20 protein-coding genes and 1 pseudogene are annotated in these 21,295 nt (G+C 70.2%); 12 read left to right on the top strand and 9 right to left on the bottom strand.

All coding sequences use genetic code 11. The features are described from left to right. Positions 1 to 203: 203 nt before the first annotated feature. The 3 genes from ACFU9P_RS32290 to ACFU9P_RS32280 all read left to right on the top strand — a co-directional run bounded on the left by ACFU9P_RS32290 (position 204) and on the right by ACFU9P_RS32280 (position 3,808). On the top strand, positions 204 to 1,676 hold the full coding sequence (locus ACFU9P_RS32290; protein WP_384087762.1) for an NCS2 family permease: 1,473 nt from the start codon (positions 204 to 206) through the stop codon (positions 1,674 to 1,676). Positions 1,677 to 1,874: 198 nt separating this feature from the next. Further along, entirely contained in the window at positions 1,875 to 2,195 is a 321-nt protein-coding gene (locus ACFU9P_RS32285; RefSeq protein ID WP_217309213.1) for a hypothetical protein, read from the top strand. Continuing rightward, positions 2,192 to 3,808, top strand: a complete 1,617-nt coding sequence (locus ACFU9P_RS32280; protein ID WP_384087758.1) for an amidase — start codon at positions 2,192 to 2,194, stop codon at positions 3,806 to 3,808. Before ACFU9P_RS32285 ends, ACFU9P_RS32280 begins: the two co-directional genes overlap by 4 nt. Before the next feature lie 87 nt (positions 3,809 to 3,895). Here the strand turns inward: ACFU9P_RS32280 and ACFU9P_RS32275 are convergent, their stop codons facing one another. The 3 genes and pseudogenes from ACFU9P_RS32275 to ACFU9P_RS32265 form a co-directional block, all read right to left on the bottom strand. Then, the gene (locus ACFU9P_RS32275) at positions 3,896 to 5,344 is read right to left on the bottom strand and encodes a penicillin-binding transpeptidase domain-containing protein (RefSeq protein ID WP_384087755.1); all 1,449 of its coding nucleotides are present in this window, start codon (positions 5,342 to 5,344) and stop codon (positions 3,896 to 3,898) included. 175 nt (positions 5,345 to 5,519) lie between these two features. Next, positions 5,520 to 6,014 (bottom strand): annotated as a pseudogene (locus tag ACFU9P_RS32270) (GNAT family N-acetyltransferase); the annotation flags it as partial. Then, complete coding sequence (locus tag ACFU9P_RS32265) at positions 6,014 to 6,784, bottom strand: IclR family transcriptional regulator (RefSeq protein ID WP_217309217.1); 771 nt, start codon at positions 6,782 to 6,784, stop codon at positions 6,014 to 6,016. The gene ACFU9P_RS32265 and the pseudogene ACFU9P_RS32270, both read right to left, overlap by 1 nt. Positions 6,785 to 6,931: 147 nt before the next feature. On the opposite strand from ACFU9P_RS32265, the gene ACFU9P_RS32260 reads away from it, so the two are divergent. Beyond that, complete coding sequence (locus ACFU9P_RS32260) at positions 6,932 to 8,476, top strand: aldehyde dehydrogenase (NADP(+)) (RefSeq protein WP_384087752.1); 1,545 nt, start codon at positions 6,932 to 6,934, stop codon at positions 8,474 to 8,476. Beyond that, positions 8,469 to 9,128 (top strand): DUF1349 domain-containing protein, encoded by a 660-nt coding sequence (locus ACFU9P_RS32255; protein ID WP_384087749.1) that lies wholly within the window; start codon positions 8,469 to 8,471, stop codon positions 9,126 to 9,128. Before ACFU9P_RS32260 ends, ACFU9P_RS32255 begins: the two co-directional genes overlap by 8 nt. A gap of 141 nt (positions 9,129 to 9,269) precedes the next feature. Here the strand turns inward: ACFU9P_RS32255 and ACFU9P_RS32250 are convergent, their stop codons facing one another. After that, on the bottom strand, positions 9,270 to 10,172 hold the full coding sequence (locus ACFU9P_RS32250; RefSeq protein ID WP_384087746.1) for an alpha/beta hydrolase: 903 nt from the start codon (positions 10,170 to 10,172) through the stop codon (positions 9,270 to 9,272). A gap of 79 nt (positions 10,173 to 10,251) precedes the next feature. On the opposite strand from ACFU9P_RS32250, the gene ACFU9P_RS32245 reads away from it, so the two are divergent. Together ACFU9P_RS32245 and ACFU9P_RS32240 are read left to right on the top strand one after the other, a co-directional pair. Further along, complete coding sequence (locus tag ACFU9P_RS32245; protein ID WP_384087743.1) at positions 10,252 to 11,070, top strand: TetR/AcrR family transcriptional regulator C-terminal domain-containing protein; 819 nt, start codon at positions 10,252 to 10,254, stop codon at positions 11,068 to 11,070. Positions 11,071 to 11,396: 326 nt separating this feature from the next. Continuing rightward, on the top strand, positions 11,397 to 12,197 hold the full coding sequence (locus tag ACFU9P_RS32240; protein ID WP_384087741.1) for an SDR family NAD(P)-dependent oxidoreductase: 801 nt from the start codon (positions 11,397 to 11,399) through the stop codon (positions 12,195 to 12,197). A 130-nt stretch (positions 12,198 to 12,327) separates the two neighbouring features. On the opposite strand, the gene ACFU9P_RS32235 is transcribed toward ACFU9P_RS32240, so the two are convergent. After that, positions 12,328 to 12,720, bottom strand: coding sequence for an ester cyclase (locus ACFU9P_RS32235; protein ID WP_384087738.1), 393 nt, complete (start codon positions 12,718 to 12,720; stop codon positions 12,328 to 12,330). A gap of 204 nt (positions 12,721 to 12,924) precedes the next feature. On the opposite strand from ACFU9P_RS32235, the gene ACFU9P_RS32230 reads away from it, so the two are divergent. The 4 genes from ACFU9P_RS32230 to ACFU9P_RS32215 all read left to right on the top strand — a co-directional run bounded on the left by ACFU9P_RS32230 (position 12,925) and on the right by ACFU9P_RS32215 (position 16,228). Next, on the top strand, positions 12,925 to 13,506 hold the full coding sequence (locus tag ACFU9P_RS32230; RefSeq protein WP_384087735.1) for a TetR/AcrR family transcriptional regulator: 582 nt from the start codon (positions 12,925 to 12,927) through the stop codon (positions 13,504 to 13,506). A 292-nt stretch (positions 13,507 to 13,798) separates the two neighbouring features. After that, positions 13,799 to 14,539, top strand: a complete 741-nt coding sequence (locus ACFU9P_RS32225) for a DsbA family oxidoreductase (protein ID WP_384087732.1) — start codon at positions 13,799 to 13,801, stop codon at positions 14,537 to 14,539. Between the two features lie 69 nt (positions 14,540 to 14,608). Continuing rightward, positions 14,609 to 15,652, top strand: coding sequence for an aminotransferase class V-fold PLP-dependent enzyme (locus tag ACFU9P_RS32220; protein WP_384087729.1), 1,044 nt, complete (start codon positions 14,609 to 14,611; stop codon positions 15,650 to 15,652). A gap of 195 nt (positions 15,653 to 15,847) precedes the next feature. Further along, the gene (locus ACFU9P_RS32215) at positions 15,848 to 16,228 is read left to right on the top strand and encodes a VOC family protein (protein ID WP_384087726.1); all 381 of its coding nucleotides are present in this window, start codon (positions 15,848 to 15,850) and stop codon (positions 16,226 to 16,228) included. Positions 16,229 to 16,428: 200 nt separating this feature from the next. Here ACFU9P_RS32215 and ACFU9P_RS32210 read toward each other — a convergent pair whose 3' ends face one another. After that, on the bottom strand, positions 16,429 to 16,917 hold the full coding sequence (locus ACFU9P_RS32210) for a MarR family winged helix-turn-helix transcriptional regulator (RefSeq protein WP_376382661.1): 489 nt from the start codon (positions 16,915 to 16,917) through the stop codon (positions 16,429 to 16,431). Between the two features lie 246 nt (positions 16,918 to 17,163). Between ACFU9P_RS32210 and ACFU9P_RS32205 the strand changes: the two genes are divergently transcribed. Continuing rightward, positions 17,164 to 18,228 carry an alkene reductase gene (locus tag ACFU9P_RS32205; RefSeq protein ID WP_384087723.1) on the top strand — a complete coding sequence of 355 codons (1,065 nt, stop codon included), beginning with the start codon at positions 17,164 to 17,166 and terminating at the stop codon, positions 18,226 to 18,228. A 94-nt stretch (positions 18,229 to 18,322) separates the two neighbouring features. On the opposite strand, the gene thpD is transcribed toward ACFU9P_RS32205, so the two are convergent. The 3 genes from thpD to ectB all read right to left on the bottom strand — a co-directional run bounded on the left by thpD (position 18,323) and on the right by ectB (position 21,153). Next, a complete protein-coding gene (thpD, locus tag ACFU9P_RS32200; protein WP_376382617.1) occupies positions 18,323 to 19,237 on the bottom strand; it encodes an ectoine hydroxylase in 915 nt (304 codons plus the stop codon). A gap of 2 nt (positions 19,238 to 19,239) precedes the next feature. Further along, entirely contained in the window at positions 19,240 to 19,668 is a 429-nt protein-coding gene (locus ACFU9P_RS32195; protein ID WP_376382615.1) for an ectoine synthase, read from the bottom strand. A 126-nt stretch (positions 19,669 to 19,794) separates the two neighbouring features. Further along, positions 19,795 to 21,153 carry a diaminobutyrate--2-oxoglutarate transaminase gene (gene ectB, locus ACFU9P_RS32190; protein ID WP_384087720.1) on the bottom strand — a complete coding sequence of 453 codons (1,359 nt, stop codon included), beginning with the start codon at positions 21,151 to 21,153 and terminating at the stop codon, positions 19,795 to 19,797. Between the last annotated feature and the right edge of the window lie 142 nt (positions 21,154 to 21,295).

The following is a 21,295-nucleotide window of genomic DNA, read 5'->3' as shown; positions in this document are numbered from 1 at the left end:
GGCTGAGGACCGGGGGACCGCATCGGGCAATCGCCCTACTTCCGCGCGCGAGGGGCCTCAGACAAGGCCGCCGGGGGACGCGACGGCGTCTCATTAACACGGTGAAAACCTGAACTGTCCCTGACAGGGGCACAATCCCTCTACCCCCCACGACCGTCATCAGTAGGACCGCCCCCGCGACCGTCATCAGTAAGAGGAGCCCCATGTCAGGCCAGACAGTGGACAGGACCCCGCAGTCCCCGCAGCCCCCGGAGAGCCCCGGACCCGCCCGACGCGACGCCGTCGACCGCTACTTCAGGATCAGCGAGCGCGGTTCGACATACGCGCGCGAGATCCGCGGCGGCTTCGCCACCTTCTTCACCATGGCCTACATCCTCGTGCTCAACCCGATCATCCTGGGCGGCGCCGAGGACAAGTTCGGCGCCCATCTCTCCGGGCCCCAGCTCGTCACCGCCACCGCGCTGGTGGCCGCCGTGATGACGGCCGTCATGGGCCTCGGCGGCAATCTGCCGCTCGCCGTCGCCGCCGGCCTCGGGCTCAACGCCGTGGTCGCCTTCCAGCTCGCGCCCCTGATGAGCTGGCCCGACGCGATGGGGCTCATCGTCCTCGAAGGCCTGCTGATCTGTGCGCTGGTGGTCACCGGGCTGCGCGAGGCCGTCATGCACGCCATCCCGCGCGAACTCAAGCAGGCCATCAGCGTGGGGATCGGCCTCTTCATCGCCTTCATCGGGTTCATCGACGCGGGCTTCGTCACCCGTATCCCCGGCGACACCGGCTCCGTACCGGTGCAGCTCGGCGCCTCGGGGCAGCTCACCGGCTGGCCGGTCCTGGTCTTCTGCCTCGGTGTCCTGCTGACCATCGCGCTGGTGGCGCGCAAGGTGCGGGGCGCGATCCTCATCGGCATCGTCGTCACAACGGCCGTCGCGATCGTCATCAACGAGATCGCGGACATCGCGCCGACCGCCTGGGGGCTCACCGCGCCGTCCGTGCCGGACGACCTGGTCGCCGCACCCGACTTCGGGCTCGTCGGCTCCTTCAGCCTCTTCGGGGCATTCGAGCAGGTCGGGGTGGTCACGCTCGTCCTGCTGGTCTTCACGCTCATGCTGAGCGACTTCTTCGACACCATGGGCACCGTGGTCGGGGTCTCCAGCGAGGCCGGACTCCTCGACGAGCAGGGCAAGGTGCCCAACCTCGGCCGGATCCTGCTGATCGACGGCGCGGCGGCGGTGGCGGGCGGCGCCGCCTCGGCTTCCTCCAGCACCTCGTACATCGAGTCGGCGGCCGGCGTTGGCGAGGGCGCCCGTACCGGCTTCGCGTCCCTGGTCACCGGCGCGCTCTTCGGGCTCTCCCTCTTCCTCGCCCCGCTCGCCCTGGTGGTCCCGGCGCAGGCGGCGGCCCCGGCGCTGGTTGTGGTGGGCTTCCTGCTGATGACGCAGGTACGGCACATCGACTGGGAGAAGTACGAGATAGCGATCCCGGCCTTCCTGACGATCGCCGTGATGCCGTTCACGTACTCCATCACCAATGGCATCGGCGCCGGTTTCCTCTCGTATGTCCTGATCAAGGCGGTGCTGGGCAAGGCGCGTGAGGTGCACTGGCTGCTGTGGGGGACGGCGGCGCTGTTCGCGGTCTACTTCGCGATCGACCCGGTCGAGCAGTTGCTCAATGTGACGTAGCGCCAGGTCGCGGGGGTACGAGCGGGGGTGGGGCAGCGGGTACGAGCGGGGTACGGGACGGGGCGCGGGGCGGGCGTACGGGGGTGGCGGGGTGCGTTCGATGTAACACCCGTGAAGCAAGTGCTCAACGGTGCAGTCATCGACGGCTGATGGAGTCACGCCGCACCCCCCGCACGGCATGCACATCCGGAGGTTCTTTTGAGCCAGCCTCAGCCACCCACCCAGGAGCAGTTGGACGCGTACATACGGACCAGACTCGCCCTGGCCGGCGTCGATCTCGATCTGCTGCCCACGCAGCCGGACCCCGCGACCGGCGTCCCCACCCGTGACCAGGCCCTGCGCTCGCTGCGGTCCTTCGTCACGGCGGGACCGGTCGCCATCGCGGGCTGGACGCCCCCGGTGACCGGCACCCCGGCCCCCGCCTACGCCCAGCAGGCCTCGCCGCCGCTGATCTATCCGTCCATCACCGAGGCCTGGACGGGACGGACCGGCGACACCGGCAAGGGGGCCGGACGATGAGCCGCGCACTCAACCGCCGTACGTTTCTCGCCAGTTCGGCGGCCGTGACGGGGGCCGTCGTCAGCGGCACCGCCTTCGAGGCCCCCGCCGCGGCGCATACGGCGACCACCTCAGCAGCTTTCACCGGGTCCTCCGGCTCGTCCGGGCGCAAGCCGTACCTCCCCGACATCGACGTCCGGGACGCGGCCCGCCGTGACCCCACCGAGGCGACCCTCGCCGAGGCCGCCGTCCTGATGAGCCGCCGCCGGCTGACCTCCGTCACGCTCGTCGAGGCGTACCTCGACCGCATCGCCGCCTTCGACTCCACCTACCAGGCGTACGCCGAGGTCACGGGCGAGAGCGCGCTCGCCGCCGCCCGCAAGGCCGACCGGAGCGGCGGACGGGGCGGAGTCCTCACCGGTGTTCCGCTCTGCATCAAGGACAACTACTTCACGCGCGGGGTGCCGACGCGCTGCAACTCGTACATCTTCGAGGACTTCGTCCCCGACTACGACGCCACCGCGGTCGCCCGGCTTGTCTCCGCGGGCGGCATCGTCCTGGGCAAGGGGCAGATGGGCCCGCTCGCCACCACCCGAGCGACCACCCCCAACGGGACCGTCACCACCGTCAACGCCTGGACCCCGGGCAACCCGTCCACCGATCCCGGCGGCTCCTCCACCGGTCCGGCCACCGCCACGGCCGGGCGGCTGGCGTCGTCCTCCATCGGCACCCAGACCGGCGGTTCCATCGTCCAGCCCTCCAACCGGCAGAACCTCACCGGGCTGAAGCCCACCATGGGCCGGGTCTCCGCGCATGGCGTGATCCCGCTCTCGTACACCCGCGACCACCCGGGACCGCTGGCGCGCGACGCCATGGACGCGGCGCTGATGCTCGCGGTGATGGCGGGCCCCGACCCGCAGGACCCGCGCACCCTCGGCCTTCCCGAACTGCCGGACCTCGTACGGGCGGCGACCCCGGTGGTCTCGCGGGGCAAGGTGAAGCTGCGCAGGGCCACCAGGATCGGGGTGCCGGCCGACTTCCTCGGCTCCGCGACCGAGGTGCGGACGGCCTTCCTCGACAAGCTCGACTCCATCTCCGGGGTCACGCTCGTCGACATCACCTATCCGGCCGACTGGGGGCTGCTCACCGGTACGTTCAACGACGCCCGGCTGTCCGAGCGGACCGAACCGTTCCGGTACTGGCTGCGCGAGGACCCGGCGAAGTTCGGGGTCTCCCTGCTGAGCTGGCTCCAGGGGCTGATGCTCTCCGGAGACGAGTGGATCACCGCGCAGCGCGCCAAGAACCATCTGCTGCGCGAGGTCCTCGACGGGGTCATGGACCGCTGCGACGTACTGCTCCAGACCGGTCCCGTACCGTTCGACATCCTCGGACTGCCCGAGATCGCCTTCCCGGTGGGCTTCACGGCGGGGATTCCGGCCGGTGTCATCCTCGGCGGCCAGCCGTACGAGGAGGACCGGCTGCTGGAGATCGCCGCCGCCTACCAGGCGGTGACGGACTGGCACACCCGGCGTCCGGCGGACCCGGCGTCGGCTCCTGCGGGCCGGACCGCACAGCGGATGGCGGTCGCCAGGCCGCGGATCACGGCTGAGGAGGCGGCGGCGCAGAGCGCGTAAGCGGTTCGATCCCCCGGCCGCGGCGTTGTCGGTCGCGGCCGGGGGCGTGCCGTCCGTCGGGGGCCGGCGAGGTGACCCACGAGAAGGTCACTTCAGCGCCGCCGTCATCATCTTCTGTGCGACCGGTGCGGCCAGACCGTTGCCGCTGACCTCCGAGCGCGCCGCCCCCGAGTCCTCCACGACCACCGCGACCGCGACCTCCTTGCCGGTGGCGGAGTCCTTCGCGTACGAGGTGAACCAGGCGTACGGCGTACGGCTGTTGTCCACACCGTGCTGGGCCGTACCCGTCTTGCCGCCCACCTCCGCGCCGTCCACCCGGGCGTTCGTCCCCGTACCGTCCTCGACGACCGTCACCATCGCGCTGCGCAGTTGCTCGGCCGTGGACGAGGAGACGATCCGGGTGGTGTCGCCGTCCGGGTACGAGCGCAGGGTGTCGCCGCTCGCGTTCACCACCTTCGACACCATGTGCGGCGCGGCCAGCATCCCGTCGTTCGCGAGGGCCGCCGAGACCATGGCCATCTGGAGCGGGGTCGCGGTCACATCGAACTGCCCGATCCCGCTGAGCGCCGTCTGTGCCCGGTCCATCCCGGACGGATAGACGCTCTCCGAGGCCCGCACCGGCACATCCTGGGTGGTGTCGTCGAAGCCGAACCGTTCCGCCATCGCGCGCACCTTGTCCTGCCCGAGGTCGTCGGCCATCTTCCCGAAGACGGTGTTGCAGGAGTAGGCGAGGGCGGTGCGGATGGAGGCGTTCTCACAGGGCGCCGAGCTGTTCTCGTTGCCGAGCACGGTGGTCGTGGTGGGCAGGGTGTACGGGTCCGGGCTGTCGGTCGGCTCGTCGACCGAGCCGTACAGACCGTCCTCCAGCGCCGCCGCCGCAACCACCAGCTTGAAGGTCGAACCGGGCGGCAGCGGCTGCCGCAGCGCACGGTTGACCATGGGCTTGGCCGGGTCCCCGGTCAGCTCCTTCCAGGCGTCGCCGTCCGTCGTACCGCTGATCCGCGTCGGATCGTACGAAGGCGTACTGACCACCGCGAGCACGCGCCCGGTCACCGGATCGATCGCGACGGCCGCGCCCTGCTTGCTGCCCAGTGCGCGGTAACCGGCCTCCTGTACGGCGGGGTCGATCGTCGTCAGCACATCGCCGGGCGCGGTCTGCTTGCCCAGGAGCGCGTCGATCGGGTTCTTGAGCCGGCTGTCGGTCCCGTCGAGCACATCGGAGTAGATGCCCTCGATCTGGGTGGAGCCGTACGCCTGCGAGCTGTAGCCGGTGACGGGCGCGTACAGGGCGCCGTCGGTGTAGGTGCGCTCGTACGCGAGATCGCTGCCCGTGGTCTTCCGGGAGCCCGTGACGGGCGATCCGGCCACGATGATGTCGCCCAGTGGCTGCGCGTACTGGGCGATGATGTTCCGCCGGTTGTGCTTGTCGTCGGCGAGGGCCTTGGCCTCGTACGCCTGCACCCAGGTCGCCCGTACCAGCAGGGCGAGCACGAGCAGCAGACAGGTGACCGCTGTGCGCCTGATCGTCTTGTTCATCCCGTTGTTCATGGCATACGGGGGACGAGCGGGCCGGGGGAGGGTGTTCCCGCCGGCCGGGCTTCTCAGGAACTCTTCAGGAACTCTCGGGGGTCCCGGGGGTCTCGGGGTCGGGGGTCCCAGGAGTGCCGGAGGTGCCGGAGGCGCCAGGGGTCCCGGAGGCGCCAGGGGCCCGCAGGGTCAGGAGCACCTCGTCGGTGTCCTCGCCGCGCCCCGCCGCGTAGCCCCGGCCGTATCCGCTGACCACGAACCCGCACTTCGCGAGCGCCCGGAGCGAGCCCGCGTTGTCGGCGGCGGCCCGGGCGCCGAGCGGCCGTTCCGGTACGAGGGCGAGCAGCGCGCGCAGCGCGGCGGTCGCGATACCGCGCCCCCAGTGGGCGCGGTCGATCCAGTACGTCACCTCGCGCTCCCCGGGCGGCCCGTACACCGCCGCGTGCCCGGCCACCTCGCCGTCGGCGAGCACCGTACGGTTGACGGTCTCGGCGGAGGCCAGGATCCGCGCCCAGTGGGCGTCGAAGCGGGCCTGGTCGGCGGGGTCCTCGGCGGTGAAGGCGGCCATCCGCACCGCCTCGGGGTCCTGCCCCATCACGAAGAAGAGCGGCAGATCGCTCTCCCGCACCTCGCGCAGCCGCACCTCGGGCAGCCGTACCTTCTGAGGCTTGTGGTCCATCAGAGCCTGCGGGTCGCGAGCGTCAGGCGGTCGCGGGCGTCGAACAGCGCGTCCTTGATCATCTGTTCGTGCCCCGGGGTCAGCCGAGCCACCGGCACCGAGCAGCTGATCGCGTCGCGCGCCGGGGTCCGGTACGGGATCGCGACACCGAAGCAGCGCAGCCCGAGCGTGTTCTCCTCGCGGTCCACCGCGTACCCCTGCTCGCGGACCGTGTGCAGCTCCTCGATCAGCTTCTCGCGGTCGGTGATGGTGTGCTCGGTCAGCGCCGGCATGGTCTCCGGCAGCATCTTGCGCACCTGCTCGTCGCTGTGGGTCGCCAGGAGCGCCTTGCCCAGCGAGGTCGAGTGCGCGGGCAGTCGGCGGCCGACCCGGGTGAAGGGCCGCAGATAGTGCTGCGACTGGCGGGTGGCGAGATAGACGACATTGGTGCCGTCGAGCCGCGCGAGGTGGATGGTCTCGGTGGTGTCGTCGGAGAGCCGGTCCAGGGTGGGGCGGGCCGCCGCCACGACCTCGTCGCCGTCGATGTACGAAGTGCCGACCAGCAGCGCCCGTACCCCGATGCCGTACCGTGTGCCCGTCGCGTCGGTCTCCACCCAGCCCAGCTCGACCAGGGTCCGCAGCAGCATGTACAGGCTGGACTTGGGGTAGCCGACCGCCTCCTGGACGGCGGCGAGGGAGTGCATGCCGGGGCGCCCCGCGAAGTATTCGAGCAGCTCCACCGTCCGTACGGCGGACTTGACCTGTGCTCCACCGGTCTCCGAAACCGTCATGGTCCCTCGCCCCTTTTCGCCTTCCGGACCGCTCTTGACCACGCGGAACGCGCGGAAATAGAGTCCCTACAGATTCACCATCAAGAACTTTGTTCAGAATACCGAACAAGGTCCGATGAGTGGCAGTCGGCAGGGAAGGAAGCCACGGTGGCAGCAGCACCAGTCTGGAGTGTCGACCCCCGAACGGGGAAGCCACGTGAGCAGGTCGCGCACGAGGCCACGGCCGAGGAGGTCGACCGCGTGGTGCGCGGGGCGTACGCCGTCAGGGACGCGCTCGCCGACCGTACCGTCCGCGCCGCCCTGCTCCGTACCGCGGCGGATCTGCTGCATGCGTCCCGTGAGCATGTCATCGAGGCCGCGGACGCCGAGACCGCTCTCGGCCCGGTCCGGCTCACCGGTGAACTCGCCCGTACGGTAGCCCAGTTGAGGGCTTTCGCCGAGGTCGTCGAGGAAGGCGCCTTCCTCGACATCCGGATCGACCACGCCGACGCGGACCGCACGCCGCCCTGGCCCGATCTGCGCCGCTGGAAGGTGCCGCTCGGGGTCGTCGCCGTCTACTCCGCGAGCAACTTCCCGCTCGCCTTCTCCGTACCCGGCGGCGACACCGCGAGCGCGCTGGCGGCCGGCTGCCCGGTCGTCGTCAAGGCGCATCCCGACCACCCCGGCACCTCCGAGCTGTGCGCCTCCGTGCTGCGCAGGGCGGCGGCCCAGGTGGGGCTGCCCGAGGACGTGCTGTCGCTGGTGCACGGATTCGAGGCGGGCGTCGAGCTGGTGAGGCACCCGCTGGTCGCGGCGGCCGGTTTCACCGGTTCGGTACGCGGCGGACGTGCCCTCTTCGACGCGGCGGCGGCCCGGCCCGTGCCCATTCCCTTCCACGGCGAGCTGGGCTCCCTCAATCCGGTGGTGGTCACCGCGGCGGCGGCGGCCGAGCGCGCCGAGCAGATCGGCGCCGGTCTGGCCGGCTCGATGACGCTGGGGGAGGGGCAGTTCTGCACCAAGCCCGGCTTCGTCCTGGCGCCCGCCGGAGCGGCCGGTGACCGGCTGGTCGCCTCCCTCACCGCCGCCGTCAGCGAGACCGAGCCCGGGGTGATGCTGGACCACCGGATGCGGGACGCCTTTGTCGCGGGCGTACGGGAACGGGCCGAACTCCCGGACGTGGACGCCCCGATCACCCCCGGCGCGGGCGGCGAGCACACCGTCAGCGCGGGCTTCCTGACCCTGCCCGCCGACGTCCTCGCCAAGGACGGGCCGCACGATCTGCTGCTGGAGGAGTGCTTCGGGCCGGTGACTGTGGTCGCGCGGTACGCCTCGACGGACGAGATCAGCGCCGTACTGGCCCGGCTGCCCGGCAATCTCACCGCCACGCTCCAGATCGCGGAGGCGGAGGCCGAGGGGGCCGTGCCCGGTACCGCCGAACTGCTCGCGGAGTTGACCCCGCTGGCCGGGCGGGTCCTGGTCAACGGCTGGCCGACCGGCGTCGCCGTCGCGCCCGCGCAGCACCACGGCGGGCCGTACCCGGCGACCACCTCGACCTCGACCTCGGTCGGCGCGACGGCCATCGAACGCTGGCTGCGGCCGGTCACGTACCAGTCCACCCCGGAGGGGCTGCTTCCGCCGGAGCTGAGGGAAGCGAATCCGCTGGGGCTGCCGCGGCGGGTGGACGGGCGGCCGGAGAATCCGGCGCATGAGTGAGGGGGAGGCGGGGGGTGTGGGTGGTTTCGCGGTGGAGCTTCCTGAGCCGGTAGTCCTTCCTGAACTGCCGTTTCCGCTGCGGGCGTACGGTCCCGAGGGCGCCTGGGCGTACGGGGACGGCGCGCTCACCGGCCGGGCGGGCGCCCGCCAGGACCGTTTCGTACCCCCGTCGTCGGAGTCCCTGGAACCGGCCTCCGACGCGCCCCGGCTCCTGGGCGTACCGGAGGGCGACTTCCGGCTCCACGCCCGGGTGACGGTCGGCTTCGACGCCGCCTTCGACGCGGGCGTGCTCTGTCTGGAGGTCGCCGAGCAGCAGTGGGCCAAGCTCTGTCTGGAACTCTCCCCCGACCACCCCACGATCTGCACGGTCGTCACCCGCGGCCACTCCGACGACGCCAACTCCTTCCAGGTGGCGGGCGACAGCTACTGGCTGCGCATCAGCCGTACGGGCAGGGCGTTCGCCTTCCACGCTTCCCCGGACGGCGAGAACTGGACATTCGTCCGCGTGTTCACGCTGGGCACGGCGGCGGAGGCCGCGTCGGCGCGGGTCGGGTTTCTGACGCAGTCGCCGAGGGGCGAGGGGTGCGCGGTGAGGTTCGACGGGATCGCCTTCAGGCCGGGGGGCCTTGAGGACCTGAGGGACGGAAGCTGAGGGGGCGTCTTGAGGGGGTGTCTTCGGGTACGGCGGCCGATCCCGGTCGCGGTGCCGGCGGCCCAGGTCCCCGAACCTCGACCGCCGGTCAGCGACTGACGGAACGTCGGGCGGGCTGGGGGTAATCGGGGGTTACGGAGGTCACGGGCTCAGCCGGGAGGCCAGCCAGGGCTTCAGTACGGGCAGTACGTTCGCGGGCTGCATGGCCTGCGTGTGGTCGAGCCCGTCCAGGACCCGTACATCCCATCCGGCGGCTTCCAACTCGGCGCGCTGGTCCATGACCGCGCCCGCGATGTCCACGGTCACGCCGCCCCAGCCCTCGCCGTACGGGATCTGGTCCGCCGACCCGGCGAAGCACAGCCGCGGGCAGGTGATCCGCGTCTGCGCGGCCCGGTCGTCGAAGCCTTGGAGCGCTTCGTACAACGTGACGAACTGGCGAGTCTGAGCTTCCGTCGCCGAGACTTCAACGGCGGACCAGTCGTAGGCGTCGGGGTCGCCGGCCGACTGCTCGGGGTACGACTGCGTGCCGGGGCCCGCGCCCGACGTCTTGTGCGCAGCCATTTCGTGGGCGGCCGTGGTGACACGGAGCATCTCGGCGTACGGGCCGCCGATGGGCGGGAAGCCGCCCATGACGAGCGCCGAGAGCCGGTCGGTACGGATCGCGAGCTGGAGCCCGCTCAGCGCCAGCCACGAGTAGCCGTAGTACGCGAACCGGTCCGCCCCCGCGGCATCGGCGACCGCCAGCAGATCGGCCGCGACATTGGCGGGGGTCAGGGTGTCCGCCTTGGGTGTCTCCATGACGTGGCCCTCGTAGGCGAACGCGACCACTCGGAACGTATCGCTCAGCCCCTCGACCAGAGACCGGCCCAGCGCGGGGTCCACGCCCCACCGCCGCAGCTCGTCGGCCTTCGCACCCTCGGCCGGCCTCGGGTCGACCGGGAGCAGAAGAGTGGGGCCGGTGCCATGGATCTCCAGCTCGATGGGACTTCCGTCGTGCAGTTCCGCTTCGGTCGGTTCCGCATCGGTCAGTTCCGCTTCGGTCATCGTTCTCTCCGGGATGGTTTCCGTAGGCTGTAAGGAGATCGGGCGAGTCACAATACCGTACGGCGTAAGGAATTCAATCGTGAGCATCATCGCAGGTCAGGGAGACGCGGCCGTATGCATGGCCCTGCTGTGGGCCGAACCGGGAGATCAGGGCCCGCGGACTGCTCCCGGCCCCAAGCCCGCGCTGAGTGTCGACGCCATCGTGGAAGCGGCGATCGCGGTGGCCGACGCGGACACCATGGCGGGCCTGTCGATGCGTACGGTGGCCGAGCGGCTGGGGCGCTCCTCCATGGCCCTCTACACGTATGTCCCCGGCAAGGCGGAACTCCTGGACCTGATGTACGACCGCGCCCACGCCGAACTGTCCAACGGCCACGACTTGGGCGAAGGCTGGCGGACGGCGGTGGAGTCCTGGGCCGGGGACCTCAAAGCCTTCTACCTGCGGCACCCCTGGGTACTCCAGGTCTCCTACGCCCGCCCGGTCCTGGGCCCGCACGAGCAGGCCGTCCTGGAATCACTGGCGGCCATCCTGTACGAAACAGCCCTGCCGGCCAGAACCCTGCGGGCCGTCGTCAGCTCCCTGTTCCACTTCGTACGAGGCTCCGCCCAAACAACCGCCGAGTCACGCCAAGCGGCATCGGCCACAGGCGTATCCGACCAGGCCTGGTGGACCACCCGCTCAACCCTCCTGAACGAGGTCGCTCCGGACTTCGCGGACCGTTTCCCCCTGTCAGTACGCCTGGCCAAAGAAAGCGCCGCTCCCCTCGACGGCGAGCCCGCCCCGTCCTGGGACCAGCAGCTCGACGACACCTTCACAGTCGGCCTGAAGGTCCTCCTGGACGGAATCGAAGCGACGAGCGGAGTCGGTCGGCGCGAAGTCCCGTTCAGCGACCGCTGAGACGCTCCGGTGCTCCGAGGAGCAGCAGGCGATGTACGGCACGACATCCGGCCGCCGTACCGCACCCGTCGGAGGCCGCTCACCCTCCGACGCCGACACATCAGGCCGGAGGGAAAATCGAACGGAGACTCGCATTCCGCCCTCTCGGGCCGCCTCCCGCGGGCGGCATGACCCGCATCGCCGACGTGACAACTTATATACCGTTCGGAATATAAGTCGCGGGGTCGAGGTTCCCCTCCGTGACGGCCGCCGCGACGAGAGCGTGGGAGGGCGTCGCACGTCATCAGCGCCCAGCACCGCCCGATCCGGGGCGACAGAAAGGCATCATGTCTGACACCGACCTGCGCGACATCGAAGCGCCCGACGCCCGTGAGTCCGACCGCGTCGCCGTTGTCACCGGCGCCAGCCGTGGCATCGGGGCGGCCATCGCCGGCCGTCTCGGCGCCGACGGGTACACCGTCGCAGTTCACTACCGCCAGGACTCGGCCGCCGCGGCCGACGTCGTCGAGAAGATCACCGCGGCCGGCGGCACGGCGTTCTCCTTCGCCGCCGACCTGGCCGCACCCGACACCGGCACCGCGTTCTGGACGTCCTACGACGCGGCTGCGGGCTCGCTGCGCGACGCGCCCGTGCGGGTGCTGGTGAACAACGCCGGGATCGCCCTGCACGGCACCATCGAGGAGTTCGGCGCCGAGGACTTCATCCGCCAGCAGCAGATCAACGCCACCGCGCCGTTCCTGATCATCAAGGCCGCTCTGCCGCGCCTGGCCGACGGCGGACGCATCGTGAACATCTCCTCGGGCACTTCCCGCGTCGCCCTCCCCGATCTCATCGGCTACACCATGACAAAGGGAGCCATCGACGCCCTCACGCTGCCCCTCGCCCAGCATCTCGGCCCCCGCGGCATCACTGTCAACACCGTCGTGCCCGCCACCACCGACACCGACATGAACGCGTCCTGGTTGCGCGGCAACTCCGAACTCGTCGCCGACATCGCCGCACAGAACGCCCTCGGCCGCATCGGCGAACCCGCCGACGTCGCCGACGTAGTCGCCCTTCTCGCCTCCCACGACGCCCGGTGGATCACGGGCCAACTCATCGACGCCACCGGCGGCTTCCGCCTGTAGGCGGTATCCCTCCGGGGACACAGGAGACATCCGAGTCGCGACATGGCCGACACACAACGAGAGCCCGGCCGGTGGCCGGGCTCTCGGAGGTGCGGTGGCTTCAGCTGCAGGCGAGGGTCGCTTCCGGAGGTCAGATGCCGAGTTGTCGCTGTACGGCCTGGGCGTCGATCAGGTAGTTCATCTCGTAGAAGCGTCCGTCACGCACCTTGTGGAAGGAGTACTCGGCGTACTCGATCGTTTCGCCGGTCGGAGCGACGCCGAACCACTCCTTCGCGGGGGTGCCCTTGTTGAACAGACGGGCTGCGACGCGGTCACCGTCGATGGCCACGTCCCGTACCCGCCAGGTGAAGTCCGGCACCGCGTCGCCGTGCCCCTTCAACTCCGCGATGACGTCGTCCCGCGTGACCGGCCGGCCGTTCTCGGTGAGCTCGTCATGAATGAACTCGGCCATCCGGTCGAACTCATGGGCGTTGAGCGCCTCGATGTAACGCTCGAAGACTTCGCGCACTTCCATCTCGGACATGCTGACCTCTCTGCCGCCCCGAACCGCGGGGCGTGTATTCGGACGATGATCGACCTGCGACGACGCCCTTCCACGAACTCGCTGCGGTGACTGCCGTCGTGGGTAGGAACCGAGAGTACAAGATTTCTATTCCGATCGGTATAGAAGTCGTGGATCACTACTCGGGAGTACGCTGCACACATGGCTGGTTCACGGAGCGCCGTCATGGGTCGGCCTCGAGAATTCGATATCGACGAGGCGCTCGAGCGCGCCATGCAGCTGTTCTGGGAACGGGGATACGAGGGGGTCAGCCTCACCGATCTGACCAAGGCCATGGGCATCACGAAGCCAAGCCTGTACGCGGCCTTCGGCAACAAAGAGGAGCTGTTCCGCAAAGCTCTGGAGCGCTACACCGAGGGTCCGGCCGACTACGGGACGCGCGCCCTGGAGAAGCCGACCGCGCGAGGCGTGGCCGAGGCGATTCTGCGCGGAGCGGTTCGGACCACGACGCGTCCCGGAGGCCCTGCGGGATGCCTGGTCGTGCAGGGCGCGCTGGCGTCGAGCGATGCGGGCCGGCCCGCGCACGACATGCTGGCCGAGTGGCGGAACGATTCGGGTCTACGCCTTGAGGAGCGCTTCCAGCGGGCCGTCGACGAGGGCGATCTTCCGCGCGACGCCGACCCCCGACAGCTCGCCCGATATGTCATGACGATGGCGTTCGGCATCGCCGTCCAGGCCGCCGGCGGCCTCGGCCGCGACGAACTCCAGGACATCGCCGACATGGCACTGGAGCGCTGGCTGCCGTAGCGGGCGTGCGGCGGACGCGCACGGGGCGTTCCGGTTGAACAAGCGGCACTCAAGCACCTGGTCGGCCACGGGCTGATCATCGAGCCGGAGTCCGGCCGCTCATCCTTGAAGCGTCAGCCCGCCGGCTGCGCCGTCCTGTCACGCATGCCGAGGCAGGGTTGCCCGCATCGCCAAGGGGCTGACCGGCAAGGGGAACCGGGTTCGCCCGGCCTCCGAGCGGGGGTGCTCGGGTAGGTGGAGGGGGCCTCCGTATGATGGGGAGCCGGTATGCCGGGCTGGGAGGAGCGGGCTGATGCGGGTGGAGATCTGGGGGGACATCGCTTGTCCCTGGTGTTATATCGGGAAGGCGCGGTTCGAGAAGGGGCTCGCGGCCTTCGCCCATCGGGACGAGGTCGAGGTGGTGTACCGCTCGTTCGAGCTGGATCCCGGGCGGGCCAAGGGGGACACCGGGCTGGTGACCGATCTGCTGGCGGAGAAGTTCGGGCGGACCCGTGAGGAGGCGCTCGCGATGGAGGAGCATGTGGCCTCCAACGCGCGGTCCGAGGGGCTCGGTTATGTGATCGAGGGGCGGGACTACGGCAGCACCTTCGACATCCACCGGCTCCTCCATCTCGCCAAGGCCCGCGGCCGCCACGACGAGCTGCTCGACCTCGCCTACCGTGCGAACTTCGCCGAGGAGCGTTCCGTCTTCGACGACGAGACCCTGGTCTCCCTCGCGGTCGACGCCGGTCTGGAGGAGGCGGAGGCCCGTACGGTCCTCGCGGACCCCGACGCCTACGCCGCCGACGTACGGGCCGACGAGCGCGAGGCCGCCGCGCTGGGGGCCAGTGGGGTGCCGTTCTTCGTACTCGACCGGCGGTACGGGGTGTCCGGCGGGCAGCCGGCCGAGCTGTTCACCCAGGCGCTGGAGCAGGCCTGGGAGAGCCGTGTGCTCACGCCGCTCGCGCCCGCCGTCCGGGACGAGGCCGCGGGCGGTGCCGTCTGCGACACCGACGGTTCCTGCGAGATTCCGCAGGCCGGAGCCCATTCATAAGGATCGCTTGGGTATGCCCATCAGAATTACGCAATTGACTACGAGGTGACCGGGTTCCAGGGTGGGTTCATGGACACCCTGGGAGGCGCCGAGTTCGCGCCGGAGATCACCTATCTCAACACCGCGAGCTGCGGCCTGCTGCCCCGCAGGTCCGCCGCCGCCGTACGGGCGCTGGCCGAGCTGAACGGGACCGGGCGGCTGGGCTCAGGCAGCTTCGAAACCGTCGACGCCGCCCGCGCCTCCTTCGCCCGGCTCACCGGAGTGCCCGCCGAACGGGTCGCCGTGGGCAGCGCGGTCGCCGTCCATGTCGGGCTGGTCTCGGCCTCGCTGCCGACTGGCGCCGAAGTCCTCTTCCCCGAGGGCGACTTCAGCTCGGTCATCAACCCCTTCGCCGTCCGCGGCGACCTCAAGCTGCGGTACGCGCCGCTGGAGGACCTCGCGGAGGCGGTACGGCCGGGCACCGCGCTGGTCGCGTTCTCCGCGGTGCAGTCGGCCGACGGCAGGACCGCCGATCTGGCCGCGGTACGGGCGGCCGCCGCCGCGCACGGCGCCCGTACGCTGGTCGACACCACCCAGTCGGCCGGCTGGCTGGCGGTGGACCCGGGGGCGTACGACTACACCGTCACCGGCGGCTTCAAGTTCCTGGTCTGCCCGCGCGGTACGTCCTTCCTCACCGTGCGCGAGGAGGCCCAGGACTCACTCGTACCGCTGCACGCGGGCTGGGTCTCGGGCGGGGACATCTGGGCCAGTACATACGGCCCGGTCGAGCGGCTGGCCGACTCCGCACGCCGTTTCGACGAGCCGGTGTCCTTCCTCTCGTACCACGGCGCCGCCGAGTCCCTCGCGCTGATGGAGGAGATCGGGACCGATGCGGTCCACGCGCACAACACTGCCCTCGCCGCCCGTTTCCGCGAGGGCCTGACCGGCCTCGGACACGACCCCGTCCCCGGGGACTCGCCGATCGTCTCCGTACCGCGCCTGACACACCGTCACCCCGACCTGGAGCGCGCGGAGGTGGCCGTCTCGGTCCGCGCGGGCTATCTGCGGGTCGCCTTCCACCTCTACAACTCCACGTCGGATGTGGACCGGGTGCTGGATGTGCTTGCGGGCTAGGCCGTGTCTCGAAGTCGGCTCACCTTCCGCATGGCCAAGGGCCTTGCCCCGCTGCCCGGACGGGGGCGGCCCTGAAATTGCTTCGCCCGTGCTCGTCTCGTCCGGTACGGTCGCGGGGTTGTTTTCGCTGCGGGGAGCGCATGAGGTTTGCGTGTGGCCTCCCTGGCGGTTCCCAGGCTGAGAGCGGGTTTGGTTATGGCGTGTCGTATCGGTGAGCTGGTGCTCGGTTGCCGCGAGCCCGAGGTGCTGGCGCGGTTCTGGTGCGAGGTCCTGGACTTTGTCGTGCTCCATCGCGAGCACGACGGCTCGATGGAGATCGGGCCGCGTGAAGGGTTCGGTGGTCCGCAGCCGACGATCTTCCTCAGCCGCAGGGATGAGCCCGAGAAGGGGAAGTCCCGGCTGCACATCGACGTCAACGCCACCGACCGCGATCAGGACGCCGAGCTCGAACGTCTTCTGGCACTCGGTGCGCGCCCGGCGGACATCGGCCAGACGGGGGAGGAGCAGTGGCATGTCCTTGCCGACCCCGAAGGCAATGAGTTCTGCCTGCTCAAGGCCCGCCTGAACCCACTCTGACACTTATCGGCCACGCCTCGGCACCAGCTACCCGGGGTCTGCCGGTTTGTCCTCAATCGCCGGACGGGCTCAAATATCCGGCGTGCGGCCGAAGCGCGGACGGGCGGGATTTCGCGGCCCGCGCCGGAAAGCGGCCCACCGCAGAATCAAGCCCGTCCGGCGATTGAGGACACAGGAGCCCGCGCCCGCGGAAACCCCCGCTACGCCCCGTCCCGCAGCAGACGGCCCTCCGTCCGGCGTTCCGGGCAGCCCTCCGTCTCCTTGCACAGGTTCTCCTCCACCTTGGCGAGCAGCCGCGCCAACTCCGTACGTTCGGCGCCGTCGAGACCCGCGAACGTGTGCTCCTCCAGGTCGGCCCAGGCGTCCCCGACCTCCCAGCGCAGTGCGCAGCTCTCCTGCGTCGCCTCGACCAGCACCGCGCGGCGGTCGTCGGGGTCGGCCGAGCGCTTCACATAACCCGCGTGGTCCAGCCGCTGGAGCATCTTGGTGACGGTCGAGGGGTCGAGGTCCATCGACTTGATCAGCTCGGACTGGCGCGCGGGGCCGGCGCTCCAGAGGCGCATCATCAGGAGTTCCTGGCCCGGATAGAGGCCGGTGCGCCGCAGCAGTTTGCCCGCCGCGATGCGGTGCAGCCGGGCGACGCGGGACAGGGCGTGGCTGAGCGGGCCGCCGCATGCGGCGCCGGGCACGTCGCCCGTACAGGCAGGGTCGTCCGTACGGTCCGACGCGCGGCCGTCCGTACGGTCGTCCGCGCGGTCCGACGTACGGTCCGGCGTGCGGTCCGAGGTCACGAGATCAGCTCCTGCGTCATGGGAACGAGTTTAGCTTGGCCGGCCAAGGAATGAGCTAGAGTCGTCCACTGTTGAATGCTTGGCCGACCACATATCCGGTCGGTCAAGCCTGTTGTGCCGCCATTTACCGCTCTGGGAGCCTCCATGACCACCGCGTTCGACCCGATCGACCTCTCGGGTACGCAGCTCGCCAACCGCATCGCCATGGCCCCGATGACCCGCAGCCGCGCCTTCGGCCCGGACCACTCGCCCACCGGTTCGACGGTGACGTACTACGCACAGCGCGCCTCGGCCGGTCTGATCATCACCGAGGGGACCCAGCCGTCGGTGGTGGGGCAGGGATACCCGGACACCCCGGGGCTGCACAGTGCCGAGCAGGTCGCGGCCTGGCGCAAGGTCACCGACGCAGTCCACGCCAAGGGCGGTGTCATCTTCGCCCAGATCATGCACGCCGGCCGGATCGGTCACCCGGACCTGCTGCCCGACGGACTGGTGCCGGTGAGCGCCTCCGCCGTCGCCGCGCAGGGGCAGGTCTACATGCACGACGGCCCGAAGGACTTCGTCACCCCGCGCGAGCTGACCTCCGACGAAGTACGGCAGACCATCGCGGACTTCGCCTCGGCGGCCCGCAACGCGATAGACGCCGGCTTCGACGGTGTCGAGCTGCACGGCGCCAACGGTTATCTGATCCACCAGTTCCTGGCCCCCGGCTCCAACCTGCGCACCGACGAGTGGGGCGGCTCCGTGGAGGGCCGTATCCGGTTCGCCGTCGAGGTGACGCGCGCGGTGGCCGAGGAGATCGGCGCTTCGCGCACGGCGATCCGCATCTCGCCCGGAAACCAGTACAACAGCATCGTGGAGCCCGAGCCGGACGCCGCGTACACGGCGCTCGTCAAGGAGCTCGAACCGCTCGGCCTCGCCTATCTGCACCTCATCGAGAACACGCGCGAGCTGACGACCGCCCTGCGCAAGCTGTTCTCGGGGACGCTCGTGCTCAACGTCGCGACCGAGGGGTTCACCGGCGCCGACGAACTGAAGCTGATCGAGGACGGTACGGCCGACCTCATCTCCTTCGGAGCGCTCTTCCTCGCCAACCCGGACCTGCCGGCGCGGCTGAAGGCCGGCGGCCCGTACAACACCCCTGAAATGGCGTCCTTCTTCGGGGGCGACGACAAGGGCTATATCGACTACCCGTCCCTGGAGGGCTGACGCGCGAGGGTGGGGCAGGCCTGTGTCGCCTGCCCCACCCGCCCCGTACGGAGTCCGTCGTATCAGCGCACCGTCGTACCGGCGCACCGCCGTATCAGCGCACCGGCGTGAAGTCCCGCGCCCCGATGAACTCCGGGCGCGGCGAAGGCGCCGCGAACGGCTCCACCGCCGTGTTCTCCACGCTGTTGAACACGATGAAGACATTGCTGCGCGGGTACGGCGTGATGTTGTCGCCCGAACCGTGCATGCAGTTGCAGTCGAACCAGGTCGCCGAACCGGCCCTGCCCGTGAAGAGCCTGATGCCGTGCCGGTCCGCCATCCGCGTCAGCGCCCCGTGCGAGGGCGTACCGGCGTCCTGCATCTTGAGCGACCGTTTGTAGTTGTCGCGCGGAGTCTCGCCCGCGCAGCCCAGGAACGACTGATGCGAGCCGGGCATGATCATCAGCCCGCCGTTGGTGTCGTAGTTCTCGGTCAGCGCGATCGAGACCGACACGGTCCGCATCCGCGGCAGACCGTCCTCCGCGTGCCAGGTCTCGAAGTCCGAGTGCCAGTAGAAGCCGGACGCTCCGAAGCCCGGCTTCACATTGATCCGCGACTGGTGGACATAGACCTCCGAGCCGAGGATCTGGCGCGCCCGGCCCGCCACCCGCTCGTCGCGTACGAGTCCGGCGAAGATCTCGCTGATGCGGTGGACCTCGAAGACCGACCGTACGTCCTGGGACTTGGGCTCGATGACCGAGCGCTCGTCGGCCCGTAGCCCGGGGTCGGAGATCAGCCGGTCCAGCTCGGCGCGGTAGAGCGCCACTTCGTCCGGGCCGATCAGTTCGTCCACGGTGAGGAAGCCGTCCCGCTCGAAGCCGCGCAGATCCGCCGGGGAGACAGGGCCCGCCTCGCCGGGCGCGGACCAGACGACGGGGTCCTGGCGCGGGGTGGTCACCTCGCGGGGGCCGCGGGTCGGATAGAGGTCGGTCCGCTCGGTGTCTTCCGTGCGTACGGGAGTGGTGGTCATCGTCAGACCTCCTCTGAGGGCTCTGCGGGGTGTGCGGCCGGCTCGGTCAGCAGCGGGTAGACGCCGTTCTCGTCGTGGTCCTCGCGCCCGGTCACCGGCGGGTTGAAGACACAGACACAGCGGAAGTCGGTCTTGGGACGGAGGGTGTGGCGCTCGTGCCCGTCCAGCAGATACATCGTGCCGGGCCGGATCCAGTGCGTCTCACCGGTCTCGTCGTCGGTGAGTTCGGCCTCGCCCTCCACACAGAGCACGGCCTCGATGTGATGGGCGTACCACATGGACGTTTCCGTGCCCGCGTACAGCACGGTCTCGTGGAGGGAGAAGCCGACGTTCTCCTTGGCGAGCACGATGCGCTTGCTCTCCCAGGTGCCCGAGGCCGACTTCACATGGCGGTCGGTGTTCTCGATGTCCTTGAACGATCGGACGATCACGGTGTGTTGCTGCCTTTCTGTGTGCTCTGTGTGCTCTGCGCGTTCTGTGCGCGTACGCCTTCTGCGCGCGTACGGGGGGTGCGGCTGCGGGTGTCACCGGGGGTGTCGCCGGGCGGGTACGGCATGTCAGGCCGTCTCCAGGACCGCGCGGGACAGCGTGCGCAGCCCCTCGTCCAGCTCTTCGGGGGTGATGGTGAGCGGCGGCAGCAGCTTCACCACTTCGCCGACCGGGCCCGACGTCTCCAGCAGCAGCCCCAGCTCGAACGCCCGGGCGCAGACGGCGGACGCCCGCTCCTTGTCGGCGAACTCCAGGCCCCATACGAGGCCCCGGCCCCGGAACTCGGCGCCCGTACCCACGTCCGTACCACTGCTCGTACGGCTCGCGCTGCTCGTACCGCTTCCGTTGCCCGTACGGTTTCCCTTGCCCGTACCGCTCCCGCTGCCGGCGCTTTCGGCGCAGATCGACGCCAGCGCGCGTTCCACCTGCTCACCGCGCGCGATGGTCTGCTTCTCCATCTGGCCGTCCGCCCAGTACGTGGTGAGCGCGGCGGCGGCGGTGACGAAGGCCGGGTTGTGGCCCCGGAAGGTGCCGTTGTGCTCGCCCGGCTCCCAGATGTCCAGCTCGGGGCGGAACAGGCAGAGCGACATGGGCAGCCCGTAGCCGCTGATCGACTTCGACAGCGTGACGATGTCCGGTGTGATGCCCGCTTCCTCGAACGAGAAGAAGGCACCGGTACGGCCGCACCCCATCTGGATGTCGTCGACGATCAGCAGCATGTCCTGGCGGCGGCAGAGATCGGCCAGCGCGCGCAGCCACTCGGGGCGCGCGACATTGACACCGCCCTCGCCCTGGACGGTCTCGACGATCACCGCGGCGGGCTTGTTCAGGCCGGAGCCCTGGTCCTCCAGCAGCCGTTCGAACCAGAGGAAGTCCTCGGTCCGCCCGTCCAGATAGTTGTCGAACGGCATTGGCGTGCCATGGACCAGCGGTATACCGGCACCGGCGCGCTTGAACGCGTTGCCGGTGACGGCGAGCGAGCCCAGCGACATGCCGTGGAAGGCGTTGGTGAACGAGACGATCGACTCGCGGCCCTTCACCTTGCGGGCCAGCTTGAGGGCGGACTCGACCGCGTTGGTGCCGGTCGGCCCCGGGAACATGACCTTGTACGGCAGGTCGCGCGGCCGGAGCACCACATGCTGGAAGGACTCCAGGAAGGCGCGTTTCGCGGTCGTCGCCATGTCGAGGCCGTGGGTGATGCCGTCGCGCTCGATGTAGTCGATCAGCGCGCGTTTCAGCACCGGGTTGTTGTGGCCGTAGTTGAGCGCTCCGGCGCCGGCGAAGAAGTCGAGGTAGCTGTGGCCGTCCTCGTCGGTGAGGCGGCTGCCCTGCGCCCGGTCGAACACGGCGGGCCAGCCGCGGCAGTAGCTGCGCACCTCGGACTCAAGGGTCTCGAAGACGCTCAGTGCGGGCGGGGTGATGGTCACAGGAATCTCCTGCCGATGGGGGTGGCCGATGGAGGTGGGGGGAGCCGATGGGGGGAGGGGCGCGGCGAGCGGGGGTGCGCCGGTGCGCACTCGGCCCGGGTGCCGACTCGTTCCCGTGCGGCTCGTTCCCGTGCGGCTCGTT

Source organism: Streptomyces sp. NPDC057617 (assembly GCF_042800555.1).
Classification (GTDB): domain Bacteria; phylum Actinomycetota; class Actinomycetes; order Streptomycetales; family Streptomycetaceae; genus Streptomyces.
The sequence above is the reverse complement of the archived record's forward strand: the minus strand, read 5'-3'. Positions and strand labels throughout refer to the sequence as shown.

Coding starts and splice junctions, on each gene's coding strand:
- ACFU9P_RS32290 (WP_384087762.1), top strand. CDS start 204: ATGTCAGGCCAGACAGTGGACAGGACCCCGCAGTCCCCGCAGCCCCCG.
- ACFU9P_RS32280 (WP_384087758.1), top strand. CDS start 2,192: ATGAGCCGCGCACTCAACCGCCGTACGTTTCTCGCCAGTTCGGCGGCC.
- ACFU9P_RS32275 (WP_384087755.1), bottom strand. CDS start 5,344: ATGAACAAGACGATCAGGCGCACAGCGGTCACCTGTCTGCTGCTCGTG.
- ACFU9P_RS32265 (WP_217309217.1), bottom strand. CDS start 6,784: ATGACGGTTTCGGAGACCGGTGGAGCACAGGTCAAGTCCGCCGTACGG.
- ACFU9P_RS32255 (WP_384087749.1), top strand. CDS start 8,469: ATGAGTGAGGGGGAGGCGGGGGGTGTGGGTGGTTTCGCGGTGGAGCTT.
- ACFU9P_RS32250 (WP_384087746.1), bottom strand. CDS start 10,172: ATGACCGAAGCGGAACTGACCGATGCGGAACCGACCGAAGCGGAACTG.
- ACFU9P_RS32240 (WP_384087741.1), top strand. CDS start 11,397: ATGTCTGACACCGACCTGCGCGACATCGAAGCGCCCGACGCCCGTGAG.
- ACFU9P_RS32235 (WP_384087738.1), bottom strand. CDS start 12,720: ATGTCCGAGATGGAAGTGCGCGAAGTCTTCGAGCGTTACATCGAGGCG.
- ACFU9P_RS32230 (WP_384087735.1), top strand. CDS start 12,925: ATGGGTCGGCCTCGAGAATTCGATATCGACGAGGCGCTCGAGCGCGCC.
- ACFU9P_RS32225 (WP_384087732.1), top strand. CDS start 13,799: ATGCGGGTGGAGATCTGGGGGGACATCGCTTGTCCCTGGTGTTATATC.
- ACFU9P_RS32220 (WP_384087729.1), top strand. CDS start 14,609: ATGGACACCCTGGGAGGCGCCGAGTTCGCGCCGGAGATCACCTATCTC.
- ACFU9P_RS32215 (WP_384087726.1), top strand. CDS start 15,848: ATGGCGTGTCGTATCGGTGAGCTGGTGCTCGGTTGCCGCGAGCCCGAG.
- ACFU9P_RS32205 (WP_384087723.1), top strand. CDS start 17,164: ATGACCACCGCGTTCGACCCGATCGACCTCTCGGGTACGCAGCTCGCC.
- thpD (WP_376382617.1), bottom strand. CDS start 19,237: ATGACCACCACTCCCGTACGCACGGAAGACACCGAGCGGACCGACCTC.